Origin of the sequence: Salmonella sp. SG203, from assembly GCF_013350575.1 — a bacterium.
GTDB lineage: Bacteria > Pseudomonadota > Gammaproteobacteria > Enterobacterales > Enterobacteriaceae > Salmonella > Salmonella enterica.
In genome coordinates this window covers 1-26,609 of record NZ_SNMT01000017.1, presented here as the reverse complement: position 1 = coordinate 26,609, position 26,609 = coordinate 1, and the positions used below count along the sequence as shown (strand labels likewise).

At 54.4% G+C, this 26,609-nt stretch carries 20 protein-coding genes and 1 riboswitch; of the genes, 13 read left to right on the top strand and 7 right to left on the bottom strand.

The window, feature by feature from the left end:
- Positions 1–7 precede the first annotated feature (7 nt).
- On the bottom strand, positions 8–2,509 hold the full coding sequence (gene ptsP, locus HV477_RS20070) for a phosphoenolpyruvate--protein phosphotransferase (protein WP_079899251.1): 2,502 nt from the start codon (positions 2,507–2,509) through the stop codon (positions 8–10).
- A gap of 308 nt (positions 2,510–2,817) precedes the next feature.
- On the opposite strand from ptsP, the gene HV477_RS20065 reads away from it, so the two are divergent.
- The 5 genes from HV477_RS20065 to HV477_RS20045 all read left to right on the top strand — a co-directional run bounded on the left by HV477_RS20065 (position 2,818) and on the right by HV477_RS20045 (position 7,827).
- Complete coding sequence (locus HV477_RS20065; RefSeq protein WP_000661597.1) at positions 2,818–3,897, top strand: PTS fructose transporter subunit EIIC; 1,080 nt, start codon at positions 2,818–2,820, stop codon at positions 3,895–3,897.
- 14 nt (positions 3,898–3,911) lie between these two features.
- Positions 3,912–4,232 carry a PTS fructose-like transporter subunit IIB gene (locus HV477_RS20060; RefSeq protein ID WP_000161258.1) on the top strand — a complete coding sequence of 107 codons (321 nt, stop codon included), beginning with the start codon at positions 3,912–3,914 and terminating at the stop codon, positions 4,230–4,232.
- 98 nt (positions 4,233–4,330) lie between these two features.
- Positions 4,331–6,628 carry a formate C-acetyltransferase gene (locus HV477_RS20055; protein WP_000149714.1) on the top strand — a complete coding sequence of 766 codons (2,298 nt, stop codon included), beginning with the start codon at positions 4,331–4,333 and terminating at the stop codon, positions 6,626–6,628.
- Complete coding sequence (locus HV477_RS20050) at positions 6,594–7,472, top strand: [formate-C-acetyltransferase]-activating enzyme (RefSeq protein WP_000171724.1); 879 nt, start codon at positions 6,594–6,596, stop codon at positions 7,470–7,472. Before HV477_RS20055 ends, HV477_RS20050 begins: the two co-directional genes overlap by 35 nt.
- A 1-nt stretch (position 7,473) precedes the next feature.
- Positions 7,474–7,827 carry a PTS fructose-like transporter subunit IIB gene (locus HV477_RS20045; RefSeq protein WP_000290522.1) on the top strand — a complete coding sequence of 118 codons (354 nt, stop codon included), beginning with the start codon at positions 7,474–7,476 and terminating at the stop codon, positions 7,825–7,827.
- On the opposite strand, the gene HV477_RS20040 is transcribed toward HV477_RS20045, so the two are convergent.
- From HV477_RS20040 to argE, 4 genes are all read right to left on the bottom strand, one after another.
- A complete protein-coding gene (locus HV477_RS20040) occupies positions 7,814–8,665 on the bottom strand; it encodes an AraC family transcriptional regulator (RefSeq protein WP_000274596.1) in 852 nt (283 codons plus the stop codon). The two genes, HV477_RS20045 and HV477_RS20040, sit on opposite strands and share 14 nt — an antisense overlap.
- A 160-nt stretch (positions 8,666–8,825) precedes the next feature.
- On the bottom strand, positions 8,826–10,559 hold the full coding sequence (locus tag HV477_RS20035) for a phosphoethanolamine transferase CptA (protein ID WP_001192092.1): 1,734 nt from the start codon (positions 10,557–10,559) through the stop codon (positions 8,826–8,828).
- Positions 10,560–10,769: 210 nt separating this feature from the next.
- Complete coding sequence (gene ppc, locus HV477_RS20030) at positions 10,770–13,421, bottom strand: phosphoenolpyruvate carboxylase (protein WP_001005548.1); 2,652 nt, start codon at positions 13,419–13,421, stop codon at positions 10,770–10,772.
- Positions 13,422–13,789: 368 nt separating this feature from the next.
- On the bottom strand, positions 13,790–14,941 hold the full coding sequence (argE, locus tag HV477_RS20025; protein WP_000800208.1) for an acetylornithine deacetylase: 1,152 nt from the start codon (positions 14,939–14,941) through the stop codon (positions 13,790–13,792).
- An 88-nt stretch (positions 14,942–15,029) separates the two neighbouring features.
- On the opposite strand from argE, the gene argC reads away from it, so the two are divergent.
- The 4 genes from argC to oxyR all read left to right on the top strand — a co-directional run bounded on the left by argC (position 15,030) and on the right by oxyR (position 19,514).
- The gene (gene argC / locus HV477_RS20020; RefSeq protein WP_079899250.1) at positions 15,030–16,034 is read left to right on the top strand and encodes an N-acetyl-gamma-glutamyl-phosphate reductase; all 1,005 of its coding nucleotides are present in this window, start codon (positions 15,030–15,032) and stop codon (positions 16,032–16,034) included.
- 7 nt (positions 16,035–16,041) lie between these two features.
- Positions 16,042–16,818, top strand: a complete 777-nt coding sequence (gene argB, locus HV477_RS20015) for an acetylglutamate kinase (RefSeq protein ID WP_001575262.1) — start codon at positions 16,042–16,044, stop codon at positions 16,816–16,818.
- 117 nt (positions 16,819–16,935) lie between these two features.
- Positions 16,936–18,312 (top strand): argininosuccinate lyase, encoded by a 1,377-nt coding sequence (gene argH, locus HV477_RS20010; protein ID WP_079899249.1) that lies wholly within the window; start codon positions 16,936–16,938, stop codon positions 18,310–18,312.
- 284 nt (positions 18,313–18,596) lie between these two features.
- Positions 18,597–19,514 (top strand): DNA-binding transcriptional regulator OxyR, encoded by a 918-nt coding sequence (gene oxyR, locus HV477_RS20005; protein WP_001025919.1) that lies wholly within the window; start codon positions 18,597–18,599, stop codon positions 19,512–19,514.
- Here the strand turns inward: oxyR and sthA are convergent.
- Complete coding sequence (sthA, locus tag HV477_RS20000) at positions 19,497–20,897, bottom strand: Si-specific NAD(P)(+) transhydrogenase (protein WP_001120791.1); 1,401 nt, start codon at positions 20,895–20,897, stop codon at positions 19,497–19,499. The genes oxyR and sthA overlap by 18 nt on opposite strands.
- 198 nt (positions 20,898–21,095) lie before the next feature.
- Here sthA and fabR point away from each other — a divergent pair, with 198 nt between their 5' ends.
- Both fabR and HV477_RS19990 read left to right on the top strand, forming a co-directional pair.
- Entirely contained in the window at positions 21,096–21,731 is a 636-nt protein-coding gene (fabR, locus tag HV477_RS19995; protein WP_000971958.1) for an HTH-type transcriptional repressor FabR, read from the top strand.
- Positions 21,732–21,746: 15 nt separating this feature from the next.
- Positions 21,747–22,106, top strand: a complete 360-nt coding sequence (locus HV477_RS19990; RefSeq protein WP_000813837.1) for a YijD family membrane protein — start codon at positions 21,747–21,749, stop codon at positions 22,104–22,106.
- 46 nt (positions 22,107–22,152) lie between these two features.
- Here the strand turns inward: HV477_RS19990 and trmA are convergent, their stop codons facing one another.
- Complete coding sequence (gene trmA / locus HV477_RS19985; RefSeq protein ID WP_000186967.1) at positions 22,153–23,253, bottom strand: tRNA (uridine(54)-C5)-methyltransferase TrmA; 1,101 nt, start codon at positions 23,251–23,253, stop codon at positions 22,153–22,155.
- A 114-nt stretch (positions 23,254–23,367) separates the two neighbouring features.
- A riboswitch (cobalamin riboswitch) is annotated at positions 23,368–23,561 on the top strand.
- Between the two features lie 65 nt (positions 23,562–23,626).
- Here trmA and btuB point away from each other — a divergent pair.
- Positions 23,627–25,471, top strand: a complete 1,845-nt coding sequence (gene btuB, locus HV477_RS19980; protein WP_079899248.1) for a TonB-dependent vitamin B12 receptor BtuB — start codon at positions 23,627–23,629, stop codon at positions 25,469–25,471.
- A complete protein-coding gene (gene murI / locus HV477_RS19975) occupies positions 25,416–26,267 on the top strand; it encodes a glutamate racemase (RefSeq protein WP_000201805.1) in 852 nt (283 codons plus the stop codon). The genes btuB and murI overlap by 56 nt, the downstream gene beginning before the upstream one ends.
- Positions 26,268–26,609: the final 342 nt, after the last annotated feature.

The window sequence follows — 26,609 nt, the reverse complement described above, 5'->3', positions numbered from 1 at the left end:
CTTTCCTTTACAGTTCAAGTTCATGTTGCAGCAGGCTGGCGATAGCGTCGGCGGAAGCGGCGTTAACCAGCGTGTTGCGGAATTCTTCGTGCATGATGCGGCGGGCCAGGCGCGAGAAAATACGCATATGCTGGTCGCCCGCGGCGTGTTTGTTAAGCGTCAGCATAATGATGAACTGCGCCTCGTCATCTCCCCAGCGTACCGGCGCGTTCAGGCGCGCCACGCTGATGGTGGACTGTTCGATATGTTCCGATTTGCTGTGCGGAATGGCAAAGCTAAAGCCCAGTCCGGTGGAGAATACCGCCTCGCGCGCCCATAGATCGGCTTCCAGTTTGCGCGGGTAGCGGCAGCGGCCCGCCAGCAGCAGATTGTCGGTCATGCCTTTAATCACCTCCTCTTTGCTGCGCCAGTCGCTATCAAGCGTTATGCATTGGGCGGTAACCAGCGGGGCATCCTGCTGCGACATGCGGAACTGCGCCAGCAGATGCTCCACCTCCAGCGAGGTGCGGCAGGCCATCGCCTGATTCAACAACTGGCGGCAGGCTCGGCTGTCGAGTTGTGCCATCCGCGCTTTGGCGGCGGGAATCGACGGCGCGCCCATGCTGATCTCGTCCAGCCCCAGACCTACCAGCAATGGCAGAACCGAACCTTTGGCCCCCAGTTCGCCGCACAGACCAATCCATTTGCCCTGACGATGTACCGCCTGCACCGCGAAATCCAACGCGCGCAGGAAGGCGGGATTCAGGCTGTTGTAGTGACGAGTGACTTTGGCGTTATCACGGTCTACCGCCAGCAGGTATTGTGTTAGATCGTTACTACCAATACTAAAGAAATCAATCTCTTCACAGCATTGATCGATGATGAACATCACCGACGGCACTTCCAGCATAATGCCGAGTGGGATCTTCTCATCGAACGGGATATGTTCATTACGCAGCTGCTGTTTGGCTTCCGCCAGCTTCTCTTTGACCCACAGAATCTCTTCCATAGAGGAGATCATCGGGATCATGATTTTCAGGTTGCCGTGGGCGGACACGCGGAGGATCGAGCGTAGCTGGGTGGTAAACAGAGAAGCGTACTCTTCATAAATACGGACGGCGCGATAGCCGAGGAATGGGTTGGCTTCGGCAGGAATATTCAGATAATCAACGGGCTTATCGCCGCCTATATCCATTGTGCGCACAATAATGCTGCGTCCCTTTGCGGACTCCAGAGCCTGGCAAAAAATATTGTACAGCTCGTTTTCGTCCGGCGCGCAGGCGCGGTCCATATACAGCATTTCTGTGCGGAACAGGCCAACCGCTTCCGCGCCGTTACTAAAGGCCGCTTGCGCCTCGACGGAGTGCGCGATGTTGGCGGCGACCTCCATGCGGATGCCGTCAGCGGTGCGCGCTTCCTGGGTCAGCCAGATGCGCTGCTGTTCGCGCAGGGCGTCTTGCACGCGGGCTTCCTGCTGATAGTAACGAGTGACAGGCTCGTCAGGCGCAACGACAATCGCCCCTGCGTTGCCGTCAATATAAACCGTCTGCTGACGCCACGGTGTTAAGGCCTCAATCTCCACGCCAACCAGGGTGGGAATGTTGAATGAGCGGGCGAGAATCACCGTGTGCGAAGTGGTGCCGCCGCTTTTTAACAGCAGACCTTTGAGAAAGGTTTTATCCAGTTCGAGGAACTGGCTTGGCGTCAACTCTTCCGCCATACAGATAGATGGCCGGGTCAACTGGCCCGGCGCCGGAAAGCGCCGCTCACCGTAAATGTGTTGCAGTAACTGGAAGCAAACGTCACGAACATCCAGCGCGCGTTCCTGTAAATAGCTGCTGCTGGCGCGAGCAAACTCATTGCAGAAATGGTTCGCGCTTTCCACGATTGCCTGCGCGCAGCTTAAACCGCGCAGAACGCCGTCCAGTAAATGCTGACGCAGTGAAGCGTCGCCTGCCAGCGAACGATGGGCTTCCAGAATCGCGCTGGCGGCACCGTCACTGTCGAGCTGACGAAACTCAATATGCTTTATCAACATCGCTAAGCCATTGTCCAGCGCGGCTTGTTCCGTCTCTGTGTCGTTGGCGGTCGGGAGTTCGCCGAGCGCATTGAGATCCAGGGAAGAGAGTGGCGTCAGTACGCCGCCCGCGCTGCCGCTACACACGCTACGGGCGCGGTAAATCTGCGGATTCAGCTGGGTCAACGACGCCGGAAGCGGCTCCAGTTCGCTGTTTTTAATCTCCGCCAGCGGCGCGTCGCAGAGTGGGAATTCATCGCGCAGCCATTGACTCAGACGCTGACAGGCAACCTGTTCATCGGCACCGGAAATCACCAGCTGACAGTGGTCGCCAGCCAGCGTGTCGGTGCCAATCAGCGCCAGCGCGCTTTTGGCGCTGCCTTTGCGATCGGTGCGCAGGTTGTGCCACTCAATTTGCGACGTGAAGGTATTACACAGCGTTTCTACGTGGCTTGCCGGGCGCGCATGTACGCCATTCGGCAGTTCACAGGTAAATTCCACAATCAGGGGCATTGCCTCTCTCCCATAACGATTCTCTCGCTACAGCATAAAAGGAGGTAGCCGGAATACGCCATGTGACAAATCTGTCAAAAGCTGGATAAATGTAATGTAGCGCAAAAAGTGCGAGTTGTCTCACAACTTAGCGTGGTAGCGCGGGTTTTACCTTTTTCAGAAGTTATGAAGCGGATCGCATTTTTATACTGATATTACAAAAATCCAGTAAATGGCCTTTTTATCCACTGTCTGCGCGGCAATGGATTGCCTATTGTTTTCCGCAGTAACTTTATGGACATGGGCTTTATCCAGCCCGGGAGCGACTTATGAAAGAGTTGGTACAGATCCTGAAAAATACCCGCCAGCACCTGATGACCGGTGTTTCGCATATGATCCCCTTTGTGGTGGCTGGCGGAATTTTGCTGGCAGTCTCCGTCATGCTATATGGCAAGGGCGCCGTACCCGATGCCGCCACCGATCCGAATCTTAAAAAACTGTTTGATATCGGTGTCGCCGGGCTGACGCTGATGGTGCCTTTCCTTGCCGCATACATCGGCTACTCCATTGCCGAACGCTCCGCGCTGGCTCCTTGCGCGATTGGTGCCTGGGTGGGTAACAGCTTCGGCGCGGGCTTTTTCGGGGCACTTATCGCCGGACTTATCGGCGGGATCGTGGTGCATTACTTGAAGAAAATCCCGGTGCATAAGGTGCTGCGTTCTGTGATGCCTATTTTTGTGATTCCCATCGTTGGCACTTTTATCACCGCGGGCATCATGATGTGGGGGCTGGGCGAACCGATCGGTGCGCTGACAAGCAGCCTGACCCAATGGCTGCAAGGGATGCAGCAGGGCAGCATCGTGCTGCTGGCGGTGATCATGGGGCTGATGCTGGCTTTTGATATGGGCGGCCCGGTTAACAAAGTCGCTTATGCGTTCATGCTGATTTGCGTGGCGCAGGGCGTATATACCGTGGTGGCTATCGCCGCGGTGAGCATCTGCGTACCGCCACTGGGACTGGGGCTGGCGACGCTGATTGGCCGCAAGAATTTTTCTGTTGAAGAGCGCGAAGCCGGTAAAGCCGCGCTGGTCATGGGCTGCGTGGGCGTAACGGAAGGGGCGATTCCTTTCGCCGCTGCCGATCCGCTGCGCGTGATCCCATCCATTATGGTGGGCTCCGCTTGCGGTGCGGTAATGGCCGCGCTGTTTGGCGCGCAGTGTTATGCCGGTTGGGGCGGTTTAATTGTTCTGCCAGTCGTGGAAGGCAAGCTGGGTTATGTCGCGGCAGTCGCCGTGGGCGCGGTGGTAACGGCAGTCTGCGTTAACGTGCTGAAAAGCCTGACGCGTAAGAATGTGTCGCAAGTTGACGAAAAAGAAGACGACCTGGATTTAGATTTTGAGATGAATTAAGCGAGGAATAAGCCATGACTAAAATTATTGCAGTAACCGCGTGTCCTTCTGGTGTTGCGCATACCTATATGGCGGCTGAAGCGCTGGAAAGCGCAGCCAAAGCGAAAGGTTGGGATGTAAAAGTGGAGACTCAGGGCTCGATTGGGCTGGAAAATGAACTGACGGCAGAGGATGTGGCGAGCGCCGATATGGTGATTTTGACTAAAGATATCGGCATCAAGTTCGAAGAGCGGTTTGCGGGTAAAACTATCGTTCGCGTCAATATCAGCGACGCGGTAAAACGCGCCGACGCCATTATGAACAAGATTGACGCCCATCTTTCGCAAACCGCGTAACGTTAAAATGCCCGATGGCGCAAGTTTATCGGGCCTGCTCACAGGCCCGATAAGAGATTTATGCCGCCATCCGGCGCTCGTGTCCACAGGAGCTCCTCATGACCCATCGTATTCAACGCCTCAAAGCCGCTCTGTTTCAGAATCACCGTGAAATTTCTCTGGAGCGCGCGCTGCTTTATACCGCCAGCCATCAGCAGACGGAGGGCGAACCGGTCATTTTGCGCCGCGCCAAAGCGACGGCGTATATCCTTGAACATGTTGAAATTTCGATTCGTGACGAGGAGCTGATTGCCGGAAACCGAACCGTTAAGCCGCGCGCGGGTATTATGTCGCCGGAAATGGACCCGTATTGGCTGCTTAACGAGCTGGATCGGTTCCCGACGCGTCCGCAGGACCGTTTTGATATCAGCGAAGAGGATAAGCGCCTCTATCGTGAGGTTCTATTCCCGTACTGGGAAAAACGGTCGATGAAAGATTTTATTAACGGGCAGATGACCGATGAGGTGAAAGCCGCCGTCAGCACCCAGATTTTTAGCATTAACCAGACGGATAAAGGGCAGGGGCATATCATTATTGATTATCCACGCTTGCTCAATAACGGGCTGGGTGAACTGGCGGCGCAGATGCGCGCGCGCTGCGAGCAACAGCCGGAAAACGACTTTTATCAGGCCGCGCTGTTGTTACTTGAGGCATCGCAACGCCACATCCTGCGTTATGCCGTACTGGCGGAACAGCAGGCGGAGCGCTGCCCGGACGCTCGTCGTCGTCAGGAACTGCTCACCATTGCCGCCAATTCGCGGCATAACGCGCAGCACAAACCACAGACGTTCTGGCAAGCATGTCAGCTGTTCTGGTACATGAACATTATTTTGCAGTACGAGTCCAACGCCAGTTCGCTGTCGCTCGGGCGCTTCGACCAGTACATGCTGCCGTTTTATCAGACTTCGCTCACTCAGGGCGACGATCCGGCGTTCCTGAAAGAGTTGCTCGAGTCGCTGTGGGTGAAATGCAACGATATCGTGCTGCTGCGTTCCACCAGTAGCGCGCGCTATTTTGCCGGTTTCCCGACGGGTTACACCGCGCTGCTGGGCGGATTGACGGAAAGCGGACGCAGCGCGGTAAACGTGCTCTCTTTTCTCTGCCTGGATGCCTACCAGAGCGTGCAGTTGCCGCAGCCGAATCTCGGCGTGCGCACTAACGCGCTGATTGATACGCCGTTCCTGCTCAAGACCGCCGAGACCATTCGCCTCGGTACCGGCATTCCACAGATTTTCAATGACGAAGTGGTGGTTCCCGCGTTCCTTAACCGTGGCGTGTCGTTGGAGGATGCGCGCGATTATGCGGTGGTGGGATGTGTTGAGCTGTCGATTCCGGGCAGAACCTACGGGCTGCATGACATCGCCATGTTTAATCTGCTGAAAGTGATGGAAATCAGCTTGTATGAAAATGAGGGCAACGACACTCTTACTTATGAGGCGTTGCTGGCGCATATTCGCGCCAAAATCAGTCACTACATTACACTAATGGTAGAAGGCAGCAATATTTGCGATATCGGTCATCGTGACTGGGCGCCGGTGCCGCTGCTCTCTTCGTTTATCAGCGACTGCCTGGAGAAAGGGCGAGACATCACCGACGGCGGCGCGCGCTATAACTTTTCGGGCGTACAGGGCATCGGTATCGCCAACCTGAGTGATTCCCTTCATGCGCTCAATGGGCTGGTATTCGATCAGCAGCGCCTGAGTTTTGATGCGCTGCTGTCGATCCTGAAAAACAACTTCGCCACGCCAGAAGGGGAAAAGATCCGCGCCAGGCTTATCAACCGCTTCGAAAAATATGGCAACGACATTGATAATGTCGATAACATCAGCGCCGAACTGCTGCGGTATTACTGCAAAGAGGTGGAAAAATACCAGAATCCGCGCGGCGGCCAGTTTACGCCGGGTTCATACACGGTTTCCGCGCATGTGCCGCTGGGAGCGGTGGTCGGCGCGACACCGGACGGGCGTTTTGCCGGAGAACAGCTGGCGGATGGCGGCCTGTCGCCGATGCTCGGACAGGATATGCAAGGGCCGACGGCGGTACTAAAATCAGTAAGTAAGTTGGATAACACGCTGCTGTCGAACGGTACGTTGCTGAACGTGAAGTTTACTCCTGCGACTCTGGAAGGAGAGGCGGGACTGCGCAAGCTGGCGGATTTCCTGCGCGCGTTTACCCAGCTCAAACTGCAGCACATCCAGTTTAATGTGGTGAATGCCGACACATTGCGCGAAGCGCAGCTACGGCCTCAGGATTTTGCGGGGCTGGTGGTGCGCGTGGCGGGCTACAGCGCCTTCTTTGTCGAGCTGTCGAAGGAGATTCAGGATGACATTATTCGCCGCACCGCGCATCAGTTGTGAGGTTGTGGGGGCGCGCGATGAGGAGACCGCGCGTATCTTCAATATCCAGCGCTATTCGCTGAATGACGGGCAGGGGATTCGTACGGTGGTCTTTTTTAAGGGCTGTCCGCATACCTGTCCGTGGTGCGCTAATCCGGAATCTATCTCGCCGCGCATTGAAACGGTGCGCCGGGAAAATAAATGCCTGCGTTGCACGCCGTGTCTGCGGGATGCCGACGAATGTCCTTCCGGCGCGTTTGAGCGTATTGGGCGTGATATTACGCTGGATGAACTGGAACGCGAAGTGCTGAAAGACGACATCTTCTTTCGTACTTCCGGCGGCGGGGTGACGCTTTCTGGCGGCGAAGTGCTGATGCAGGCGCCGTTCGCCACGCGCTTCTTACAGCGATTGCGGCGTTGGGGCGTTCCTTGTGCTATTGAAACGGCTGGCGATACGTCGGCCAGCCGTCTACTGCCGTTGGCAAGGGCGTGTGATGAGGTATTGTTTGATCTGAAAATTATGGATGCGGAGCGGGCGCGCGAGGTGATCAACATGAATCTGCCGCGCGTACTGGAGAATTTACGGTTACTGGTTAGCGAGGGAATCACGGTGATCCCTCGTTTGCCGTTGATTCCTGGCTTTACGCTTAACGCAGAGAATCTGCAGTGCGCGTTAACATTGTTGAGATCATTAGGAATAAAGCAGGTTCACCTGCTACCGTTTCATCAGTACGGCGAGCCGAAATACCGGCTGCTTGGAAAATCATGGATGATGAAAGATATTCCCGCGCCGTCGGTGCAAGAGATCGCTCTGTTTCGGGAGATGGCGGAGCAAGCAGGATTTCAGGTCACCACAGGAGGTTAATATGGCAGTACCTGTACGGCATCTGGTGGCAGTGACCGCCTGCGTGAGCGGTGTAGCGCATACCTATATGGCTGCTGAACGGCTGGAAAAACTTTGCCAGCAGGAGAAGTGGAGCATCAAGATTGAAACCCAGGGGGCACTCGGTACAGAGAACCGCTTAACGGAAGAGGATATCCGCCGTGCCGATGTCGTGTTGCTCATTACCGATATCGAGCTGGCGGGCGTGGAGCGATTTACCCGGAGTCGCTATGTCCAGTCGGGGATCAGCGCTTTTTTGCGGGAGCCACAGCGGGTAATGAGCGCTGTGCGTAAACTCCTTTCCGCGCCGCAACATACCCACCTTATCCTGGAGTAATCTGCTTTTCCGTTAGCTGGCTGTGATACTGGCGGCGATACTCCGACGGCGAGCGTTCCGTATTTTTGCGAAACAGGCGGCAGAAATAGTTACTGTCGACAAAGCCGCAGCGGTGCGCCACCTCTTTCACTTTCAGGTCATAACCCTTCAGCAACGTTTTGGCGTGTTCCAGTCGCGTATGGTTCAGGTATTCGTTAAAGCCGATGGCCCCCGTTTTCTGGAACAGGTGCGAGAGGTAATTTGGCGAGATATAAAACGCCTGTGCTACCGATTCACGCGTCAACGGCGCGGCGTAGCGTTCATCAATATACTCCCGAATGGCTTCAAAAAGCGCGCGGCTGCGGGAGGCGGTCTGGATTTGGCTGCCGAGCAGATCGCGGCAATGGCTTAGTAGGCTGGCGACAATCAATCTGGCCGTTTGCTGCTCTTGCGGCTGCATCTGCATCTCATTAAGCGTTTGTAACAGGAAAGAGCCGATACGCGGGCCACGGCGCGCAACGTGCTGTTTCGTGAGGTTTTGATGCTGCTGACCATCCCAGTGGACTACGCTGAAACCTAACTGCTGTTTGCCAAACAGAATGCTCAGGGTGGTGACGGGCGTTTGCCACTGCGGGATGTTCCAGCCGCCAGCCGGAACGTAGAGAACATCGCAAGGAATGAGCGGGGCGGTAATGCTCATGTCAGTAAGCTCGCCCTCCAGCACAATCTCCAGCCGCGGAAAATCCACCTGGTACGCCAGTTCCGGCGCTGGGCCGCTGGCGCTGGCAAAATAAATCTGGCGCAGCGGCAGCGGGCCGTTGATGAGACGGGAGAGAAGGTGGCTGACGTCGTGATACATGATAATCCCCTGCCGATCGCAAACAGAGGAAACAGTAACGTCGAAAACCGATGTCCTCAAGCGATTATTGCCGGATAGCGGCGCTTTGCGCCTTATCCGGACTACGGGAGAGAAGCACGCCAGGCCCGATAAGCGTTAGCGTTATCGGGCAACATACAGGCTATTGATTACCGACCTGATCGCCATACGGCAACGTATCATAATCAATCAGCGCGTTTTTCTTATACGGGTTGCCAATCCAGCGCGTGGTCTCTTTGAACTGCGGGTTGGTGATGGAACGCGTCGGGTCGTAGCCATCATAGGTCAGGCCCGCTAAGTCCGACCAGGTATGGATAAGCTCGGAACTGCTGTACTTACGATCGACATCCTGTGAGAAGTCGCGCGGATGCGCCGCCTGCCATTTCTCTGAGGTCCACAGCAGGAACGGCACCGTATACATATGACGGGTTGGCGAATCTTCGTTTCGTCCCTGCGTCTTATGCGGCGGCGTGTCATACACTTCTTCACCGTGATCGGAGAAGTAGAGCAGGAAACCGTTCGGATCGGTCGCTTTATAGTCCTTAATCAGGCTGGCGACAACATAGTCGTTATACAGATTCGCGTTGTCGTAATCGTTATACGACTCCAGTTCGTCGCTGCTTAATCCCGGCGGAACATGGTCGGTTTTACCATCAAACTTGCCCTGGTTTTCTGGATAGCGGAACTTGTATTTAATGTGCGTTCCCAGCAGATGCACAATAATGAATTTTTTCGGCGCCGGGTCGGCTAACACCGCTTTAAACGGCGCCAGCACGTTGCTGTCATATTCGCGCGCGCTTTGAGTGCGCTGCTGGTTCATATAGAACTGCTTATCAGTCTGCTTAGAGAACACGGTCAGCATGGTATTACGCGCCGTCATCGTCTGCTGGTTAGTGATCCAGAAGGTTTTATACCCGGCCTGTTTCATCATATTCATCAGCGATGGCTTCGTCAGATACCAGTCCGGGTTCTTTTCGTCCGCGAACGTTAGCGCCTGTTGCAGGATCTCAATGGTGTACGGTCGCGAAGTTACCACATTATTAAACACGGTCAGCCCGGGGTCGGTTTTATGCAGCGCGTCCAGTTCCGGCGTGGTTTCGCGCGGATAACCGTACAGACTCATACGGCCACGCTGGGTCGATTCGCCAATCACCAGTACCAGCGTGCGCGGCGCATCGCCGGAGTGGTCCTGGAAGTTAGCCAGCGGCGGCAGGGCATCGTTTTCATTCAGCAGTTTATTCAGCGAGGCGAGCTGTAAACGGTACTGATAGTAGCCAGTAATAAATTGCCACGGCGCGGCGGGCTCCATTCGTGACGCCAGGCTATCCAGCGTTTTCTCCATCGACTTATGCTTGATAAAGGTATTCATCGCGATGGGATGGAGGATCAGCCCGTACAGCAGGGCAAACGACACCAGATAGCGCCAGGGCGATGGAATATAAACCGGGCGCAGACGTGTCCACAGCAGAATCGCCGCTACCGTATAAGCCAGGGCGACAAGAACAATTTTCAGACTGAAATATTGGCTTAAATATTCGCTGGCTTCATTGGCGTTGGTTTCAAACATCACAAACAGCACGCTTTGCGAGAACTCCTGCCCGTAGATTACGTAATAGCTCAGCGCCGCCAGCGAGGCGGCCCAGAGTACGACGCCAATAACGGCAGCAATAACCCGGATGCGGCCTGGAAACAGAAAGACCGGGATCAGCCACAGTGAGCTGTACAGTAGCGAATCCCGCAGACCGTTTGTCCCACTGTATCCGGTGAGATAAATAATGGCCTGCAGGAGGGTGGAAAAGAACCAAAAGTAGAGCAGTGCCCAGCCCAGGGCTTTCCAGCTAAACGCGGGTTTAGTCTGGAGTAATGTGGATTGCATAATGAGAGCCTGTCTTTAATCGTAGCGCCAAACGTAACGCCTGAACCTTAAAAGAATCTGAAGCAAACCTGCTTTATGCCGCACGTTTTGCTAAGAAAGATTTACAAATGCATAAAATGCAGACAGGAATATATTGAAAAAATGACGAGGATGACAGCAGTATTTCATGCCGCCCCCACATAACTGCGTGAGAGCGGCTCTCTTTTTGCGTTAGCCGGTGTTGCGCATACCGGCGGCGACGCCCGCAATCGTGACCATCAACGCCTGTTCGACGCGAGGATCGGGTGATTTGCCCTGCTCTTCAGTCAGACGGGAACGATACAGCAACTCGGCCTGCAACACGTTTAATGGATCGGTATAAACGTTTCTTAACTGAATGGACTCCGCAATCCACGGTAAGTCGGCCATCAGGTGCGAATCGTTGGCAATCGCCAGCACCACTTTAATGTCTTCTTCCAGCAGGTCTCGTAGCTCTTTGCCCAGCGGCCATAGCGTTTTCGCCACCAGACGCTGATCGTAATAGTCGGCCAGCCACAGGTCGGCTTTCGAGAACACCATTTCCAGCATCCCAAGACGCGTGGAGAAGAACGGCCAGTCGCGGCACATGGCTTCCAGTTCGCTTTGTTTACCGTCTTCCACCACTTTTTGCAGCGCAGTACCCGCGCCCAGCCAGGCTGGCAGCATCAGGCGGTTTTGCGTCCAGGCGAAGATCCACGGAATCGCGCGCAGCGATTCGACGCCGCCAGTTGGACGACGTTTCGCCGGACGTGAGCCGAGCGGCAATTTGCCCAACTCTTGCTCCGGCGTCGCGGAGCGGAAGTACGGTACAAAGTCTTTATTTTCGCGCACGTAGCCGCGGTAGGTTTCACAGGAGATGACGGAAAGCTCATCCATAATATGACGCCAGCTGTCTTTCGGTTCCGGCGGCGGCAGCAGGTTTGCTTCCAGAATTGCGCTGGTGTAGAGCGAGAGGCTGCTGACGGTGACTTCCGGCAGGCCGTATTTGAAGCGGATCATCTCGCCCTGCTCGGTCACGCGCAGGCCGCCTTTCAGACTGCCTGGCGGTTGCGAAAGCAGCGCCGCGTGGGCTGGCGCGCCGCCACGGCCAATAGAACCGCCGCGGCCGTGGAAGAGGGTAAGCTCGATGCCGGCTTTTTCACAGGTTTTGATCAGGGCGTCCTGCGCCTGATACTGCGCCCATGACGCGGCCATGACGCCGGCGTCTTTCGCCGAGTCGGAGTAGCCGATCATGACCATCTGCTTACCCTGAATCAGTCCGCGATACCAGTCGATATTCAACAACTGGGTCATCACGTCGTCGGCATTGTTCAGGTCGTCGAGGGTTTCAAACAGCGGCGCGACCGGCATGGCAAAGCCGATACCTGCCTCTTTCAGCAGCAGATGCACAGCCAGCACATCAGACGGCGTTTTCGCCATTGAAATTACGTAGGCGGCGATCGATCCTTTTGGCGCTTCGGCAATAACCTTGCAGGTTTCAAGCACTTCGCGGGTATCGTTGCTCGGCTCCCAGTTACGCGGCAGCAGCGGACGTTTGGAGTTCAGCTCGCGGATCAGGAAGGCCTGCTTGTCGGCTTCCGACCAGCTTTCGTAGTCGCCAATACCGAGGTAGCGGGTAATTTCGCCCAGCGCTTCGGTATGGCGGGTGCTCTCCTGACGGATATCAATACGCACCAGCGGTACGCCGAAACACTTCACGCGGCGGAGCGTGTCGAGTAACTCGCCGTTGGCGATAATGCCCATGCCGCAGGCCTGTAACGACTGGTAGCAGGCGTACAGAGGTTCCCAGAGCTGCTCGTTTTGCGTCAGCAGGCCAGCCGGTTTGGGCAGCTTCTCGCCTTTCAGACGCGCTTCCAGCCAGGACTGGGTCGCCATCAGACGGGCGCGCAATTTTTTCATCAGGTAGCGATACGGCTCAGACGCGCCTTCTTCGCCCACTAACGCCAGCAGCTCCGGCGTGGCGTCGACCATCGACAGTTCTGATACCAGAACATGAATGTCTTTCAGGAACAGATCGGTGGCTTTCCAGCGGCTTAACAAGAGCACGTGGCGGGTGATATCCGCCGTCACGTTCGGGTTGCCGTCACGGTCGCCGCCCATCCAGGAGGTAAAACGTACCGGCACAAAATCCACCGGCAATTTGTAGCCGAGATTTTCTTCCAGCTGTTCGTTCAGTTCACGCAGATAGTTAGGTACGCCCTGCCACAGGCTGTTCTCAACCACGGCGAAGCCCCATTTGGCTTCATCCACCGGGCTTGGACGCTGCTTGCGGATCTCATCCGTATGCCAGGATTGGGCAATCAACTGGCGCAGGCGACGCATCACCTGGTGGCGTTCGTAGTCGGCGATATCGGTATTATCAAGCTGTTTCAGACAGTTGTTGATTTCACCCATTTTGTGAATAAGCGTACGGCGGGTAATTTCTGTCGGATGGGCGGTTAGCACCAACTCCAGCGACAGCGACTCTACCGCTTTTTTGATGGTTGCGTCGTTGAGGTCCGGTTGGTTTTTCAGTTTGCGCAGAGTGCGGGCAATCACTTCCGGGTTGCTGGCGGCTTCGCCTTTTGGCGAAATGCTGTGGTATTGCTCGGCAGTATTGGCCAGGTTCAGGAACTGACTAAACGCGCGCGCAACTGGCAGCAGCTCGTCATTAGACAAATTTTGTAGCGTGGTGAGCAGCTCCTGGCGATTAGCTTCATTGCCGGCGCGTGAAGATTTGGATAGCTTACGGATTGTTTCTACGCGATCAAGAATGTGTTCTCCCAGCGCATCCTTGATGGTTTCTCCCAGCACCTTGCCGAGCATACTGACATTACTACGCAACGCGGAATATTGTTCGTTCATATGACCCCAGACACCCCATCTTTAATGTAATTGCCCTGTCTCTTTCACGCCACAGCGGCAGTGGCTGCGCTCGCCCGTATGCCAGTTCTGCGGAATGGGCTCGTTTGCCGCCTTGCTGTGACGTGAAATTTTTCGGACTTTGCTTTTTAGCCGTCTTTTATAAAGCCACGTAAAACCCGTGGCGTCAATTACTGCGAAATCGGTTCAGCAAACGAAAAAATGGCGGTAATTTATTAAAGTTAATTCGCATCGTGCCAAATAAGAAATGCTTATGAACATGTGGCGTAGAGATGCCGGATGGCGCTGCGCTTATCCGGCCTACAAGACGGGGGAGGCCCGGTAAACATCGCGTCACCGGGCAATATGCATTAATGCCAGCAAAAATGGTGTACTACCTGGGTAATCAATTCCCGGGTTGGCTTAATAAAACGCGTTTCGAGATATTCATCCGGCTGATGCGCCTGATTAATTGAGCCCGGACCAAGCACCAGCGTTGGGCATAATGTCTGCATAAACGGCGCTTCAGTACAGTAGTTCACCACGTCGGTTTTTGTTCCCAACAGTTTTTCTACTACTTCAACCAGTTGGTGGTCCGGTGGACACTCGTAACCTGGAATCGGCGGATGTAATTCCGCCACCGTCAGGCGGCCCGGCCAGCGTTCGCTTACCGGGGCCAGCGCGTCGTTAAGCAGTCCATTAAGGTCGTTTAACGTCATGCCCGGCAGTGGACGAATATCCATATGCAATTCGCAGCAGGCGCAGATACGGTTTGAGGCATCGCCGCCGTGGATATGGCCCAGATTCAGCGTTGGATACGGAACGGTAAACGCCTCGTAGTGATACCGCGCTTTCAGCGAGTCACGCAGTTGCATGATATGGCCAATCGCATCGTGCATCAGTTCAATGGCGTTAACCCCACGCGCCGGGTCGCTGGAATGACCGGACTGCCCCAGGACGCGAACGACATTAGAGATATGCCCTTTGTGCGCGCGTATCGGTTGCAACGACGTCGGTTCGCCAATGATCGCGCAGTCCGGACGTAATGCCGTGGTTTCGGAAAAATAACGCGCCCCCGCCATGCTGGTCTCTTCATCGGCGGTCGCCAGAATGTAGAGCGGCTTTTTCAACTTTGTGACGTCAACGTCACGTAGCGCGTCCAGAATAAAAGCGAAGAAGCCTTTCATATCCGCAGTGCCCAGACCATAGAGCTTATTGTCGTGCTCGGTCAGCGTGAACGGGTCGCGCGTCCAGCGTCCGTCATCAAAGGGAACCGTGTCGGTATGGCCGGTCAGCAGCAAACCGCCCGCGCCATGTCCGGTGCTGGCGAGCATATTAAATTTGTTTCGCGTTCCTGGAACCGGTTGAACCTCTACGTTGAAACCAAGATCGCTGAACCAGCCTGCAAGCAAAGTGATTAAAGACGCATTACTTTGATCCAGGGATTCTTCGGTTGCGCTTATCGACGGTGTGGCAATCAAAGCGCGGTAAATCTCGATAAATGGCGGTAAAACGTTTTTCATTGTTGACACACCTCAGGTCATGATAGTATCAATATTCATGCATTAATTATGAATAAAAATACATTAACGTTGAGCATAAAGGAACCCGATGTTGAATACGCTGATTGTAGGCGCTAGCGGTTATGCGGGCGCAGAGCTTGTAAGCTACGTAAATCGCCACCCACATATGACCATAACCGCTTTGACCGTCTCAGCGCAAAGCAATGATGCAGGAAAGTTAATTTCTGATTTACATCCGCAGTTAAAAGGGATTGTCGACCTGCCATTGCAACCGATGTCGGATGTACGTGACTTTAGCGCAGATGTTGATGTGGTGTTCCTGGCGACAGCGCATGAAGTGAGCCACGATCTGGCGCCGCAATTTTTACAGGCCGGATGCGTCGTATTCGATCTTTCCGGCGCGTTTCGGGTAAACGGTCGCGCCTTCTATGAAAAGTATTACGGATTTACTCATCAGTATCCTGAGCTGCTGGAGCAGGCGGTGTACGGTCTGGCGGAGTGGAATGCCGATAAACTGAACACGGCGAATCTGATTGCGGTTCCTGGTTGCTATCCAACCGCAGCGCAGTTGTCGCTAAAACCGCTGATTGACGGCGGGCTTCTGGATCTGACGCAGTGGCCGGTAATTAATGCCACCAGCGGGGTGAGCGGCGCGGGGCGCAAAGCGGCAATTTCGAACAGTTTCTGTGAAGTGAGTCTGCAACCGTATGGCGTGTTTACGCATCGTCATCAGCCGGAAATCGCCGTCCATCTGGGCGCGGAGGTCATCTTCACCCCGCATCTGGGGAATTTTCCGCGCGGGATTCTGGAAACCATTACCTGCCGCCTGAAAGCGGGAGTAACCCATGCGCAGGTCGCCGACGTGTTGCAAAAAGCCTATGGCGACAAACCGCTGGTGCGCCTGTATGACAAAGGCGTTCCGGCGTTAAAGAATGTCGTCGGGCTGCCGTTCTGCGATATTGGTTTTGCCGTCCAGGGCGAACATCTGATTGTGGTGGCAGCCGAAGACAACTTGTTGAAAGGCGCAGCGGCGCAGGCGGTGCAGTGCGCTAATATTCGTTTTGGCTTCGCTGAAACGCAGTCTCTTATTTAAGGGTGAAATGATGAATCCATTAATTATCAAGCTGGGTGGCGTATTACTGGATAGCGAAGAGGCTCTGGAACGTCTTTTTACCGCGTTGGTCAACTATCGTGAGTCCCATCAGCGTCCGTTGGTGATTGTTCACGGCGGCGGTTGCGTGGTGGATGAGCTGATGAAAGGGCTTAATTTGCCAGTGAAAAAGAAAGACGGCCTGCGCGTGACGCCTGCCGATCAGATTGGCATCATTACCGGCGCGCTGGCGGGAACCGCTAACAAAACTCTGCTGGCCTGGGCGAAGAAACACCATATCGCCTCTGTTGGTCTGTTTCTGGGCGATGGCGACAGCGTAAACGTGACTCAACTCGATGAAGCGTTAGGCCACGTCGGGCTGGCGCAGCCGGGGTCGCCGAAGCTGATTAACATGCTGCTGGAAAACGGCTTTCTGCCGGTGGTCAGCTCCATTGGCGTAACAGACGACGGTCAACTGATGAACGTCAACGCCGATCAGGCGGCAACCGCGCTGGCGGCGACGCTGGGGGCCGATCTGATCCTGCTTTCCGACGTGAGCGGTATTCTGGACGGCAAAGGCCAGCGTATCGCCGAAATGACGGCGTCCAAAGCCGAGCAGCTTATCGACCAGGGCATTATTACCGACGGGATGATTGTGAAAGTGAATGCGGCTCTCGATGCTGCGCGGGCGCTGGGTCGCCCGGTGGATATCGCTTCCTGGCGTCATGCGGAGCAACTGCCGGCGCTGTTTAACGGTACGCCGATTGGCACGCGTATTCTGGCTTAACTATTTGTTCGCCCGATGGCGGCTGCGCCTTATCGGTCCTGCGTGAACAGAAATTGTAGGCCGGATAAGCGTAGCGCCATCCGGCAGTGAAATTCGAAGAATTTAAGGAAGTCTATTATGGCACTTTGGGGTGGGCGTTTTACACAGGCGGCAGACCAGCGGTTTAAACAATTCAATGATTCGTTGCGCTTCGATTACCGTCTGGCGGAGCAGGATATTGTCGGTTCTGTGGCCTGGTCCAAAGCATTGGTCACGGTAGGCGTACTGACTGCCGATGAGCAACGACAGTTGGAAGAAGCGCTGAACGTGCTGCTGGAAGAGGTTCGCGCGAATCCGCAGCAAATCCTGCAAAGCGATGCGGAAGATATCCATAGCTGGGTGGAAGGTAAGCTCATCGACAAAGTGGGTCAGTTGGGTAAAAAGCTGCACACCGGACGCAGCCGTAACGATCAGGTGGCGACGGACCTGAAACTGTGGTGCAAAGAGATGGTGAGGGAACTGCTTACCGCTAACCGCCAGCTACAGAGCGCGCTGGTGGAAACCGCGCAGGCGAACCAGGACGCGGTAATGCCGGGATATACCCATCTGCAACGCGCGCAGCCAGTGACTTTCGCCCACTGGTGTCTCGCGTATGTCGAAATGCTGGCGCGCGATGAAAGCCGCCTGCAGGACACGCTTAAACGTCTGGACGTGAGCCCGCTAGGCTGCGGCGCGTTGGCGGGCACGGCCTATGAGATTGACCGTGAACAATTGGCAGGCTGGCTGGGCTTTACGTCTGCGACCCGCAACAGCCTGGACAGCGTGTCCGATCGTGACCACGTACTGGAACTGCTTTCTGATGCGGCTATCGGCATGGTGCATCTGTCACGCTTCGCGGAAGATCTGATTTTCTTTAATTCTGGCGAAGCGGGCTTTGTAGAGCTTTCTGACCGCGTGACTTCCGGTTCATCGTTAATGCCGCAGAAGAAAAACCCGGACGCGCTGGAGCTGATTCGCGGTAAGTGCGGTCGCGTACAAGGGGCGCTAACCGGTATGATGATGACCTTAAAAGGTCTGCCGCTGGCGTATAACAAAGATATGCAGGAAGACAAAGAAGGGCTGTTCGATGCGCTCGATACCTGGCTTGACTGCCTGCATATGGCGGCGTTGGTGCTGGACGGTATTCAGGTGAAACGCCCACGTTGTCAGGACGCGGCGCAACAGGGGTATGCCAACGCCACGGAGCTGGCGGATTACCTGGTCGCGAAAGGCGTGCCGTTCCGCGAAGCGCACCATATTGTCGGCGAAGCGGTGGTAGAGGCTATTCGCCAGGGTAAGCCGCTGGAAGCGTTGCCGCTGGCCGATTTACAGAAATTCAGCCGCGTGATTGGCGACGATGTGTATCCGATATTGTCTTTGCAGTCGTGTCTGGATAAACGGGCGGCAAAAGGCGGCGTTTCTCCGCAGCAGGTGGCGCAGGCCATCAACGATGCGAAGGCGCGCCTCGCGTTGTAAGCCTTATAAGCGTAGCGCTATCAGGTAATACTGCCTGGCCGAGCATCAGCGACGCCGGGCTTTTTTACGCAAAAAAAAAGCGGACCAGAGGTCCGCAAAAGTTCACGTTGGCTTTAGTTATTTCGGGTTCGAGAGATACCCTCTGAACGGGCGGTGTCTTCAAGGGTTAAACGAGAAACCGCTCCGTTCTGTGATGTATTATTAATCAGAAAGGTTGATAGGGATAATCGTTCGTTGCTATGCTACCTATCGCCATGAACTATCGTGGCGACGGAGGATGAATAATGAATATTCGTGATCTTGAATATCTGGTGGCGTTAGCCGAACATCGCCATTTCCGGCGAGCGGCGGACTCCTGTCACGTCAGCCAGCCAACCCTTAGTGGGCAAATACGTAAGCTGGAAGATGAGCTGGGCGTTATGCTGCTGGAGCGTACGAGCCGTAAAGTGCTGTTTACCCAGGCGGGCTTACTGCTGGTGGATCAGGCGCGTACCGTACTGCGTGAGGTCAAGGTGCTCAAGGAGATGGCAAGCCAACAAGGCGAGACGATGTCCGGCCCGCTGCATATTGGTTTAATCCCAACAATTGGTCCCTATTTGCTGCCGCTTATCATTCCAATGTTGCACCAGACTTTCCCGAAGCTGGAAATGTATCTGCATGAGGCGCAAACGCATCAGTTGTTAGCGCAACTCGATAGCGGCAAGCTTGACTGCGCTATTCTGGCGCTGGTGAAAGAGAGCGAGGCGTTTATCGAAGTGCCGCTGTTTGATGAACCGATGATGCTGGCTATTTATGAGGATCATCCGTGGGCGAATCGCGATCGCGTGCCGATGTCCGACCTGGCGGGCGAGAAATTACTGATGCTGGAAGATGGTCACTGTCTGCGCGATCAGGCGATGGGGTTCTGTTTTGAAGCGGGAGCGGATGAAGATACCCATTTCCGGGCGACCAGTCTGGAAACGCTGCGCAACATGGTGGCGGCGGGCAGTGGTATTACACTACTCCCCGCGCTGGCCGTACCGCAGGAGCGTAAGCGCGACGGCGTGGTTTATCTGCCATGCATTAAGCCGGAGCCGCGTCGTACCGTGGGGCTGGTTTATCGCCCGGGATCGCCGCTGCGTAGCCGTTATGAGCAACTGGCAGAGGCCATCCGTGGCGCAATGGATGGCCATTTCGACAAGGCGTTAAAACAGGCGGTTTAAGCCGTTCAACGCCGCAACCCGATAAGCTTCCGCCATGGTTGGGTAGTTAAAGGTGGTGTTAACGAAGTATTCGATGGTGTTACCGCCACCTTTCTGCTCCATGATCGCCTGGCCGATATGAATAATTTCGGCGGCGCGTTCGCCAAAGCAGTGAATCCCCAGAATTTCTTTGGTTTCGCGGTGGAAGAGAATTTTTAGCGTGCCGACGTTCATGCCGACGATTTGCGCTCGCGCCAGATGCTTAAATTGCGCGCGGCCCACTTCGTAAGGCACTTTCATTGCCGTTAACTGCTGCTCGGTTTTGCCGACAGAACTGATTTCCGGAATGGTATAAATCCCGGTGGGGATATCTTCGATGAGATGCGCGGTCGCTTCGCCTTTCACCAGCGCCTGCGCTGCAATACGCCCCTGATCGTAGGCGGCGGAGGCCAGACTGGGATAGCCAATCACGTCGCCCACCGCATAGACGTGCGGCAGGGCGGTCTGGTACATACTGTTGACTTTGAGCTGTCCACGGCTGTCTGTTTCCAGACCAATATTCTCCAGCGCCAGCGAATCGGTGTTACCGGTACGGCCATTAGCATAGAGCAGGCAGTCAGCCTTCAGTTTTTTGCCGGATTTCAGGTGCATGATGACGCCATCATCGCAGCCTTCGATTTTCTCATACTCTTCATTGTGGCGAATAACCACGCCGCTATTCCAGAAATGGTAAGAGAGAGAGTCGGACATCTCCTGATCGAGAAAGGCCAGCAGGCGATCGCGGGTGTTGATCAGATCCACTTTCACATCCATACCGCGGAAGATGGACGCATATTCGCAGCCGATAACGCCAGCGCCGTAAATAATAACGTGGCGCGGTTCATGGTGGAGACTCAGGATTGAGTCGCTGTCATAAATGCGCGGATGCGAGAAATCCACATCACTGGGATGGTAAGGACGCGAACCACAGGCAATAACAAATTTTTCTGCCGTCAGGGTTTCAACCGTGCCGTCATGGCATTCCAGCGCCAGGGTATGTTCGTCAATAAAATGGGCGTTGCCCTGCAATATTTCACAGTGGTTACGCTCATAAAACCCCTGACGCATACGCGTTTGTTGATTAATCACGTTATCGGCATGATTAAGGATGTCGGCGAAAGAAGAACGAAGGAGACGGGAGTGGTCGCTATAGAGCGGGTTTTGATTAAATTCAATAATGCGGCTGACGGCGTGGCGAAGGGCTTTGGATGGGATGGTGCCCCAGTGGGTACATCCGCCGCCAACGTTATGATAACGCTCAATCACCGCGACGCGTGCTCCTTGCTTAACCAGACCCATTGCAGCGCCTTCACCGCCGGGGCCTGACCCTATGACGACTGCATCATAATCCCAGGAATGTGGCATGGTATTACTCACCTGTTTTTATACATAAAATAAACACGATGATAACATTTGCCCAGCTTTAACCCAATTATCGTTGTGCTTTTTTGCGAAGCCGGAGCACAAACTGTCTGTAAACAATCATTCACAATCCAGTGTGAACCCGTTACTTTTATTCTCTGGTATAGTGCCGAATAAGGCATATGGAAGGATTCAGACATTGTGATGGGTGTTAGAGCGCAACAAAAAGAAAAAACCCGGCGTTCGCTGGTGGAAGCCGCATTCAGCCAACTGAGCGCTGAGCGGAGTTTTGCCAGCCTGAGTTTGCGTGAGGTGGCGCGTGAAGCGGGCATTGCGCCAACGTCGTTTTACCGTCATTTTCGCGATGTCGATGAACTCGGTCTGACGATGGTGGATGAAAGCGGTCTGATGCTGCGTCAGTTGATGCGTCAGGCGCGACAGCGCATCGCGAAAGGCGGCAGCGTCATTCGCACGTCGGTCTCCACATTTATGGAGTTTATCGGCAACAACCCCAACGCCTTCCGTCTGTTGTTGCGCGAGCGTTCCGGCACTTCAGCGGCGTTTCGTGCCGCCGTCGCGCGGGAGATTCAGCATTTTATTGCGGAACTTGCCGACTATCTGGAACTCGAAAACCATATGCCGCGCGCGTTTACTGAAGCCCAGGCCGAAGCGATGGTGACTATTGTCTTTAGCGCGGGCGCAGAGGCGTTGGACATCGGCGCTGAACAGCGTCGGCAATTAGAAGAGCGGCTGGTATTGCAACTGCGCATGATTGCGAAAGGGGCGTATTACTGGTATCGCCGTGAGCAAGAGAAAATAGCACATCATTCCGAATAACGTGAAGGACGAGTAATGAAACAGTCAGGTCAAGATAAAGGTACGCTGTTGCTGGCGCTCATCGCTGGCTTATCGATTAACGGCACATTCGCGGCGCTGTTTAGCGCTATTGTGCCGTTCTCCGTATTCCCGGTTATCTCGCTGGTGCTGACGGTATATTGCCTGCATCAGCGCTACCAAAATCGTACTATGCCGGTAGGTTTGCCGGGGTTGGCCGCCGCTTGTTTCATTCTTGGCGTTTTACTGTATAGCACCGTCGTGCGTGCAGAATATCCGGATATTGGCTCTAATTTCTTCCCGGCGGTGCTGTCGGTGATTCTGGTATTCTGGATTGGCTTTAAACTGCGTAACCGCAAGGAGGACACCGCGGAATAGTGTGCGAATGCCGGATGGCGGTATAACCGGCCATCCGACGTACATTTTACCTTGCGGTGAGTAATACCCCGCATTCCATATGATGTGTATACGGGAACTGATCGAATAGCGCCAGGCGAGACACCGTGTGCGTCTGGCTTAACGTTTCCAGGTTTTTGCACAACGTTTCCGGATTGCAGGAAATGTACAGAATACGTGGATAAGCCTGCACCATTTTTTCCGTTTCGCTGTCCAGACCGCTGCGCGGCGGATCGACAAAAATGGTTTCGCACTGATAGCCCTTCAGGTCGATCCCCTGCAGGCGGTTAAACTCACGAACGCCATTCATCGCCTGGGTAAACTCTTCCGCCGCCATGCGAATAATTTGCACATTATCAATATGATTAGCGGCAATATTGTACTGTGCGGCAGCGACGGACGGTTTGGCGATTTCGGTTGCCAGCACGCGGTTAAAATTGCGCGCCAGCGCTAAAGAAAAATTGCCGTTGCCGCAATACAACTCAAGCAGATCGCCTTTTGAGTCTTTCGTCACCTCCAGCGCCCACTCTAACATCTGAATATTCATGGCGGCGTTTGGCTGCGTAAAGCTGTTTTCGACCTGGCGGTAGATCATCTCTTTACCTGCCACAGGCAGACGCTCATCAATATAATCCTGATCCAATTCGATTTTAGTTTTAGTGGCCCGGCCAATCAGGTGTACGTTCAGACCTTGCGCGCGTAAAGCATCGCGTAACGCAGTGGCGGCTTCACGCCACTCTTCGTCCAGCTTCTTATGGTACAGCAACGACACTACCGCCTGGTTGCTCAAGGTCGTGAGATAATCGATCTGGAACAGCTTATGCCGCAGTGCATGATTATCGCGCACGCCGGCAATCATCGCCTTCATTAAGGTATTAATCAGTTGGCTGGCCGCCGGGAAGGTGTCAACGCGAATCCGGCTTTTGGTCTGCTGATCAAACATAATGTGGTACAGGTCATCGCCGTCATGCCACAGGCGAAATTCCGCACGCATACGATAGTGACTGACCGGCGAGCGAAATACTTCCGGAACCAGGTCAGAAAACGGCGCCATCATACTCTGCAAGCGCGCCACTTTTTCGGCTAGCTGCGCCTCATACTGTTCTGTCGGAAGATGTTCGGGGGTCATATCGCATCCTGAATAATAAAAGTACGCGGGGATTGTAGGGATTGCTCAGTGGATGTCCAGCTATTGATGATTTCTGATTTGTGATGCGCGGTCTGGACAGGGTGTTGTGACAGACGGTAGCATCCGTGGGCCGGTCCTGTGAGTTAATAGGGAATCCAGTGAAAATCTGGAGCTGACGCGCAGCGGTAAGGAAAGGTGAGATGAGAGCGTAAGCAGACACTGCCTCCGGCGGGAAGTCATCATTTCTGCTATCCAGCCAACGGATAACCCTCCAAGCCCGAAGACCTGCCGGCTAACGTCGCATCTGGTTTTTCATCATCGCGTACTATCGATGAAGCCTGCGGCATCCTTCTTATATTGTGGATGCTTTACAATGATTAAAAAAGCTACGCTGCTGACGGCGTTCTCCGTCACGGCCTTTTCCGCTTGGGCGCAGGACACTAGCCCGGATACCCTGGTTGTCACCGCCAACCGTTTTCAGCAGCCGCGCAGCGCGGTTCTGGCGCCCGTTACCATCGTGACGCGTCAGGATATTGAACGCTGGCAATCGACCTCCGTAAATGATGTTCTGCGCCGTTTGCCTGGCGTCGATATTGCGCAGAGCGGCGGCGCCGGACAAAACTCCTCCATTTTCATTCGCGGCACCAACTCCAGCCATGTACTGGTATTGATTGACGGCGTGCGTCTGAATTTAGCAGGCGTGAGCGGGTCCGCCGATCTCAGCCAGTTCCCGGTGTCGCTGGTACAGCGCATTGAATATATTCGCGGTCCGCGCTCCGCTATTTATGGTTCCGATGCTATCGGCGGCGTAGTGAATATCATTACGACGCGCGATAACCCAGGCACAGAATTAACCGCTGGATGGGGAAGCAATAGCTACCAGAATTACGACATCTCGACGCAACAGCAACTTGGCGAAAACACGCGGGCGACGTTGATCGGCGATTACGAATACACCAAAGGGTTTGACGTGGTAGCGAAAGGCGGTACCGGGATGCAGGCGCAGCCTGACCGGGACGGCTTTTTGAGTAAAACGCTTTATGGCGCGTTAGAGCATACCTTTTCTGATCGCTGGAGCGGATTCGTGCGTGGTTATGGCTACGATAACCGTACCGATTACGACGCCTATTACTCGCCGGGCTCGCCGCTGATTGATACACGCAAACTTTATAGCCAAAGCTGGGACGCCGGGCTGCGCTTTAATGGCGAACGTATTCAGTCTCAGCTGGTTTCAAGCTATAGCCACAGTAAAGATTACAACTATGATCCGCACTATGGCCGGTATGATACCTCCGCCACGCTGGATGAGATGAAACAGTACAATGTTCAATGGACCAACAGTGTGGTCGTGGGGCACGGTAATGTTGGGGCGGGCGTAGACTGGCAGAAACAGACTACCACGCCAGGTACCGGCTATGTGCCCGAGGGATATGACCAGCGTAATACCGGGGTTTACCTGACAGGATTACAACAGTTGGGTGACTTCACTCTGGAAGCGGCGGCGCGCAGTGATGACAACTCCCAGTTTGGTCGTCATGGTACATGGCAAACCAGCGCGGGATGGGAGTTTATAGAAGGTTATCGCTTTATTGCCTCCTACGGAACCTCCTACAAAGCGCCTAATTTGGGCCAACTGTATGGTTATTACGGTAATCCGAACCTGAATCCTGAAAAGAGTAAACAGTGGGAAGGCGCATTTGAAGGGCTAACCGCTGGCGTCAGCTGGCGTATTTCAGGTTATCGTAACGATATTAATGACATGATCGATTATGACGATCATCTGCAAAAATATTACAACGAAGGTAAGGCGCGCATTAAAGGTATTGAGGCGACGGCGAATTTCGATACCGGACCGTTAACGCATACGGTCAGTTACGATTACGTTGATGCGCGTAATGCGATTACCGATACGCCATTACTGCGGCGTTCCAAACAGATGGCAAAATATCAACTTGACTGGGACGTTTACGATTTTGACTGGGGGGTGACATATCAATACCTTGGTTCCCGCTATGATTCGGATTACTCCGCTTACCCATACCGGACAGTAAAAATGGGCGGCGTCAGTTTATGGGATCTTACGGTTGCATATCCGGTCACCTCACATCTGACAGTTCGTGGTAAAATAGCCAACCTGTTCGACAAAGATTACGAGACAGTTTATGGCTACCAAACTGCAGGACGAGAATACACCTTGTCTGGCAGCTACACCTTCTGAACCACGTCCCACCGTGCTGGTATTTGATTCCGGCGTCGGTGGATTGTCGGTCTATGATGAGATTCGGCGGCTCCTGCCGGATCTCCACTATATATATGCTTTCGATAACGTGGCTTTCCCCTACGGGGAAAAGAGTGAAACGTTTATCGTTGAGCGCGTTGTCGAGATTGTGACTGCGGTACAGCAGCGCTATCCCCTTTCACTGGCGGTGATTGCCTGTAATACCGCCAGTACGGTCTCACTTCCCGCATTACGTGAAAAGTTTGCCTTCCCGGTGGTGGGCGTTGTGCCTGCGATTAAACCAGCGGCGCGGCTTACCGCCAATGGCGTCGTCGGGCTACTGGCGACGAGAGCCACGGTCAAACGTCCTTATACTCACGAGCTGATTGCGCGCTTCGCTAATGAATGTCAGATAGCGATGTTGGGGTCGGCAGAACTGGTGGAACTGGCGGAAGCGAAATTACATGGCGACTCGGTCTCGCTGGAAGAGCTGCGCCGCATATTACGCCCATGGCTACGAATGCCGGAGCCGCCTGACACGGTCGTTCTGGGGTGTACGCATTTCCCTCTATTACGGGACGAGCTTTTGCAAGTCCTGCCCGAAGGGACGCGGTTAGTGGATTCCGGCGCGGCGATAGCGCGTCGTACAGCCTGGCTGTTGGAACATGAAGCGCCGGATGCGAAATCAACCGATGCCAATATTGCTTATTGCATGGCAATGACGCCAGGAGCTGAACAATTATTACCCGTTTTACAGCGTTATGGCTTTGAAACGCTCGAAAAACTGCCGGTTTAATGGCGTTTTGGGTAAATACCAGGCACTTGAGAAATTATTTTAAATTTCCTCTTGTCAGGCAGAAATAACTCCCTATAATGCGCCACCACTGACACGGAACAACGGCATACAGGCCGCCGGGTCAGCGGGGTTCAGACCAGAACCTCACGGAGAAAAGCGAAAATAAACGCTTGACTCTGAAGCGGGAAAGCGTAATATGCACACCCCGCGCCGCTGAGAAAAAGCGAAGCGGCACTGCTCTTTAACAATTTATCAGACAATCTGTGTGGGCACTCGAAGATACGGATTCTTGACGTCGCAAGACGAAAAATGAATACCAAGTCTCAAGAGTGAACACGTAAT

Bases quoted from the DNA above. Each gene is read 5' to 3' on its own strand.
- HV477_RS20040 (WP_000274596.1), bottom strand. From the start codon at position 8,665: ATGTATCACGACGTCAGCCACCTTCTCTCCCGTCTCATCAACGGCCCG.
- murI (WP_000201805.1), top strand. From the start codon at position 25,416: ATGGCTACCAAACTGCAGGACGAGAATACACCTTGTCTGGCAGCTACA.
- btuB (WP_079899248.1), top strand. From the start codon at position 23,627: ATGATTAAAAAAGCTACGCTGCTGACGGCGTTCTCCGTCACGGCCTTT.
- sthA (WP_001120791.1), bottom strand. From the start codon at position 20,897: ATGCCACATTCCTGGGATTATGATGCAGTCGTCATAGGGTCAGGCCCC.
- HV477_RS20065 (WP_000661597.1), top strand. From the start codon at position 2,818: ATGAAAGAGTTGGTACAGATCCTGAAAAATACCCGCCAGCACCTGATG.
- trmA (WP_000186967.1), bottom strand. From the start codon at position 23,253: ATGACCCCCGAACATCTTCCGACAGAACAGTATGAGGCGCAGCTAGCC.
- HV477_RS20055 (WP_000149714.1), top strand. From the start codon at position 4,331: ATGACCCATCGTATTCAACGCCTCAAAGCCGCTCTGTTTCAGAATCAC.
- HV477_RS20045 (WP_000290522.1), top strand. From the start codon at position 7,474: ATGGCAGTACCTGTACGGCATCTGGTGGCAGTGACCGCCTGCGTGAGC.
- HV477_RS20050 (WP_000171724.1), top strand. From the start codon at position 6,594: ATGACATTATTCGCCGCACCGCGCATCAGTTGTGAGGTTGTGGGGGCG.
- argC (WP_079899250.1), top strand. From the start codon at position 15,030: ATGTTGAATACGCTGATTGTAGGCGCTAGCGGTTATGCGGGCGCAGAG.
- ppc (WP_001005548.1), bottom strand. From the start codon at position 13,421: ATGAACGAACAATATTCCGCGTTGCGTAGTAATGTCAGTATGCTCGGC.
- HV477_RS19990 (WP_000813837.1), top strand. From the start codon at position 21,747: ATGAAACAGTCAGGTCAAGATAAAGGTACGCTGTTGCTGGCGCTCATC.
- argH (WP_079899249.1), top strand. From the start codon at position 16,936: ATGGCACTTTGGGGTGGGCGTTTTACACAGGCGGCAGACCAGCGGTTT.
- argE (WP_000800208.1), bottom strand. From the start codon at position 14,941: ATGAAAAACGTTTTACCGCCATTTATCGAGATTTACCGCGCTTTGATT.
- ptsP (WP_079899251.1), bottom strand. From the start codon at position 2,509: ATGCCCCTGATTGTGGAATTTACCTGTGAACTGCCGAATGGCGTACAT.
- HV477_RS20035 (WP_001192092.1), bottom strand. From the start codon at position 10,559: ATGCAATCCACATTACTCCAGACTAAACCCGCGTTTAGCTGGAAAGCC.
- oxyR (WP_001025919.1), top strand. From the start codon at position 18,597: ATGAATATTCGTGATCTTGAATATCTGGTGGCGTTAGCCGAACATCGC.
- argB (WP_001575262.1), top strand. From the start codon at position 16,042: ATGATGAATCCATTAATTATCAAGCTGGGTGGCGTATTACTGGATAGC.
- HV477_RS20060 (WP_000161258.1), top strand. From the start codon at position 3,912: ATGACTAAAATTATTGCAGTAACCGCGTGTCCTTCTGGTGTTGCGCAT.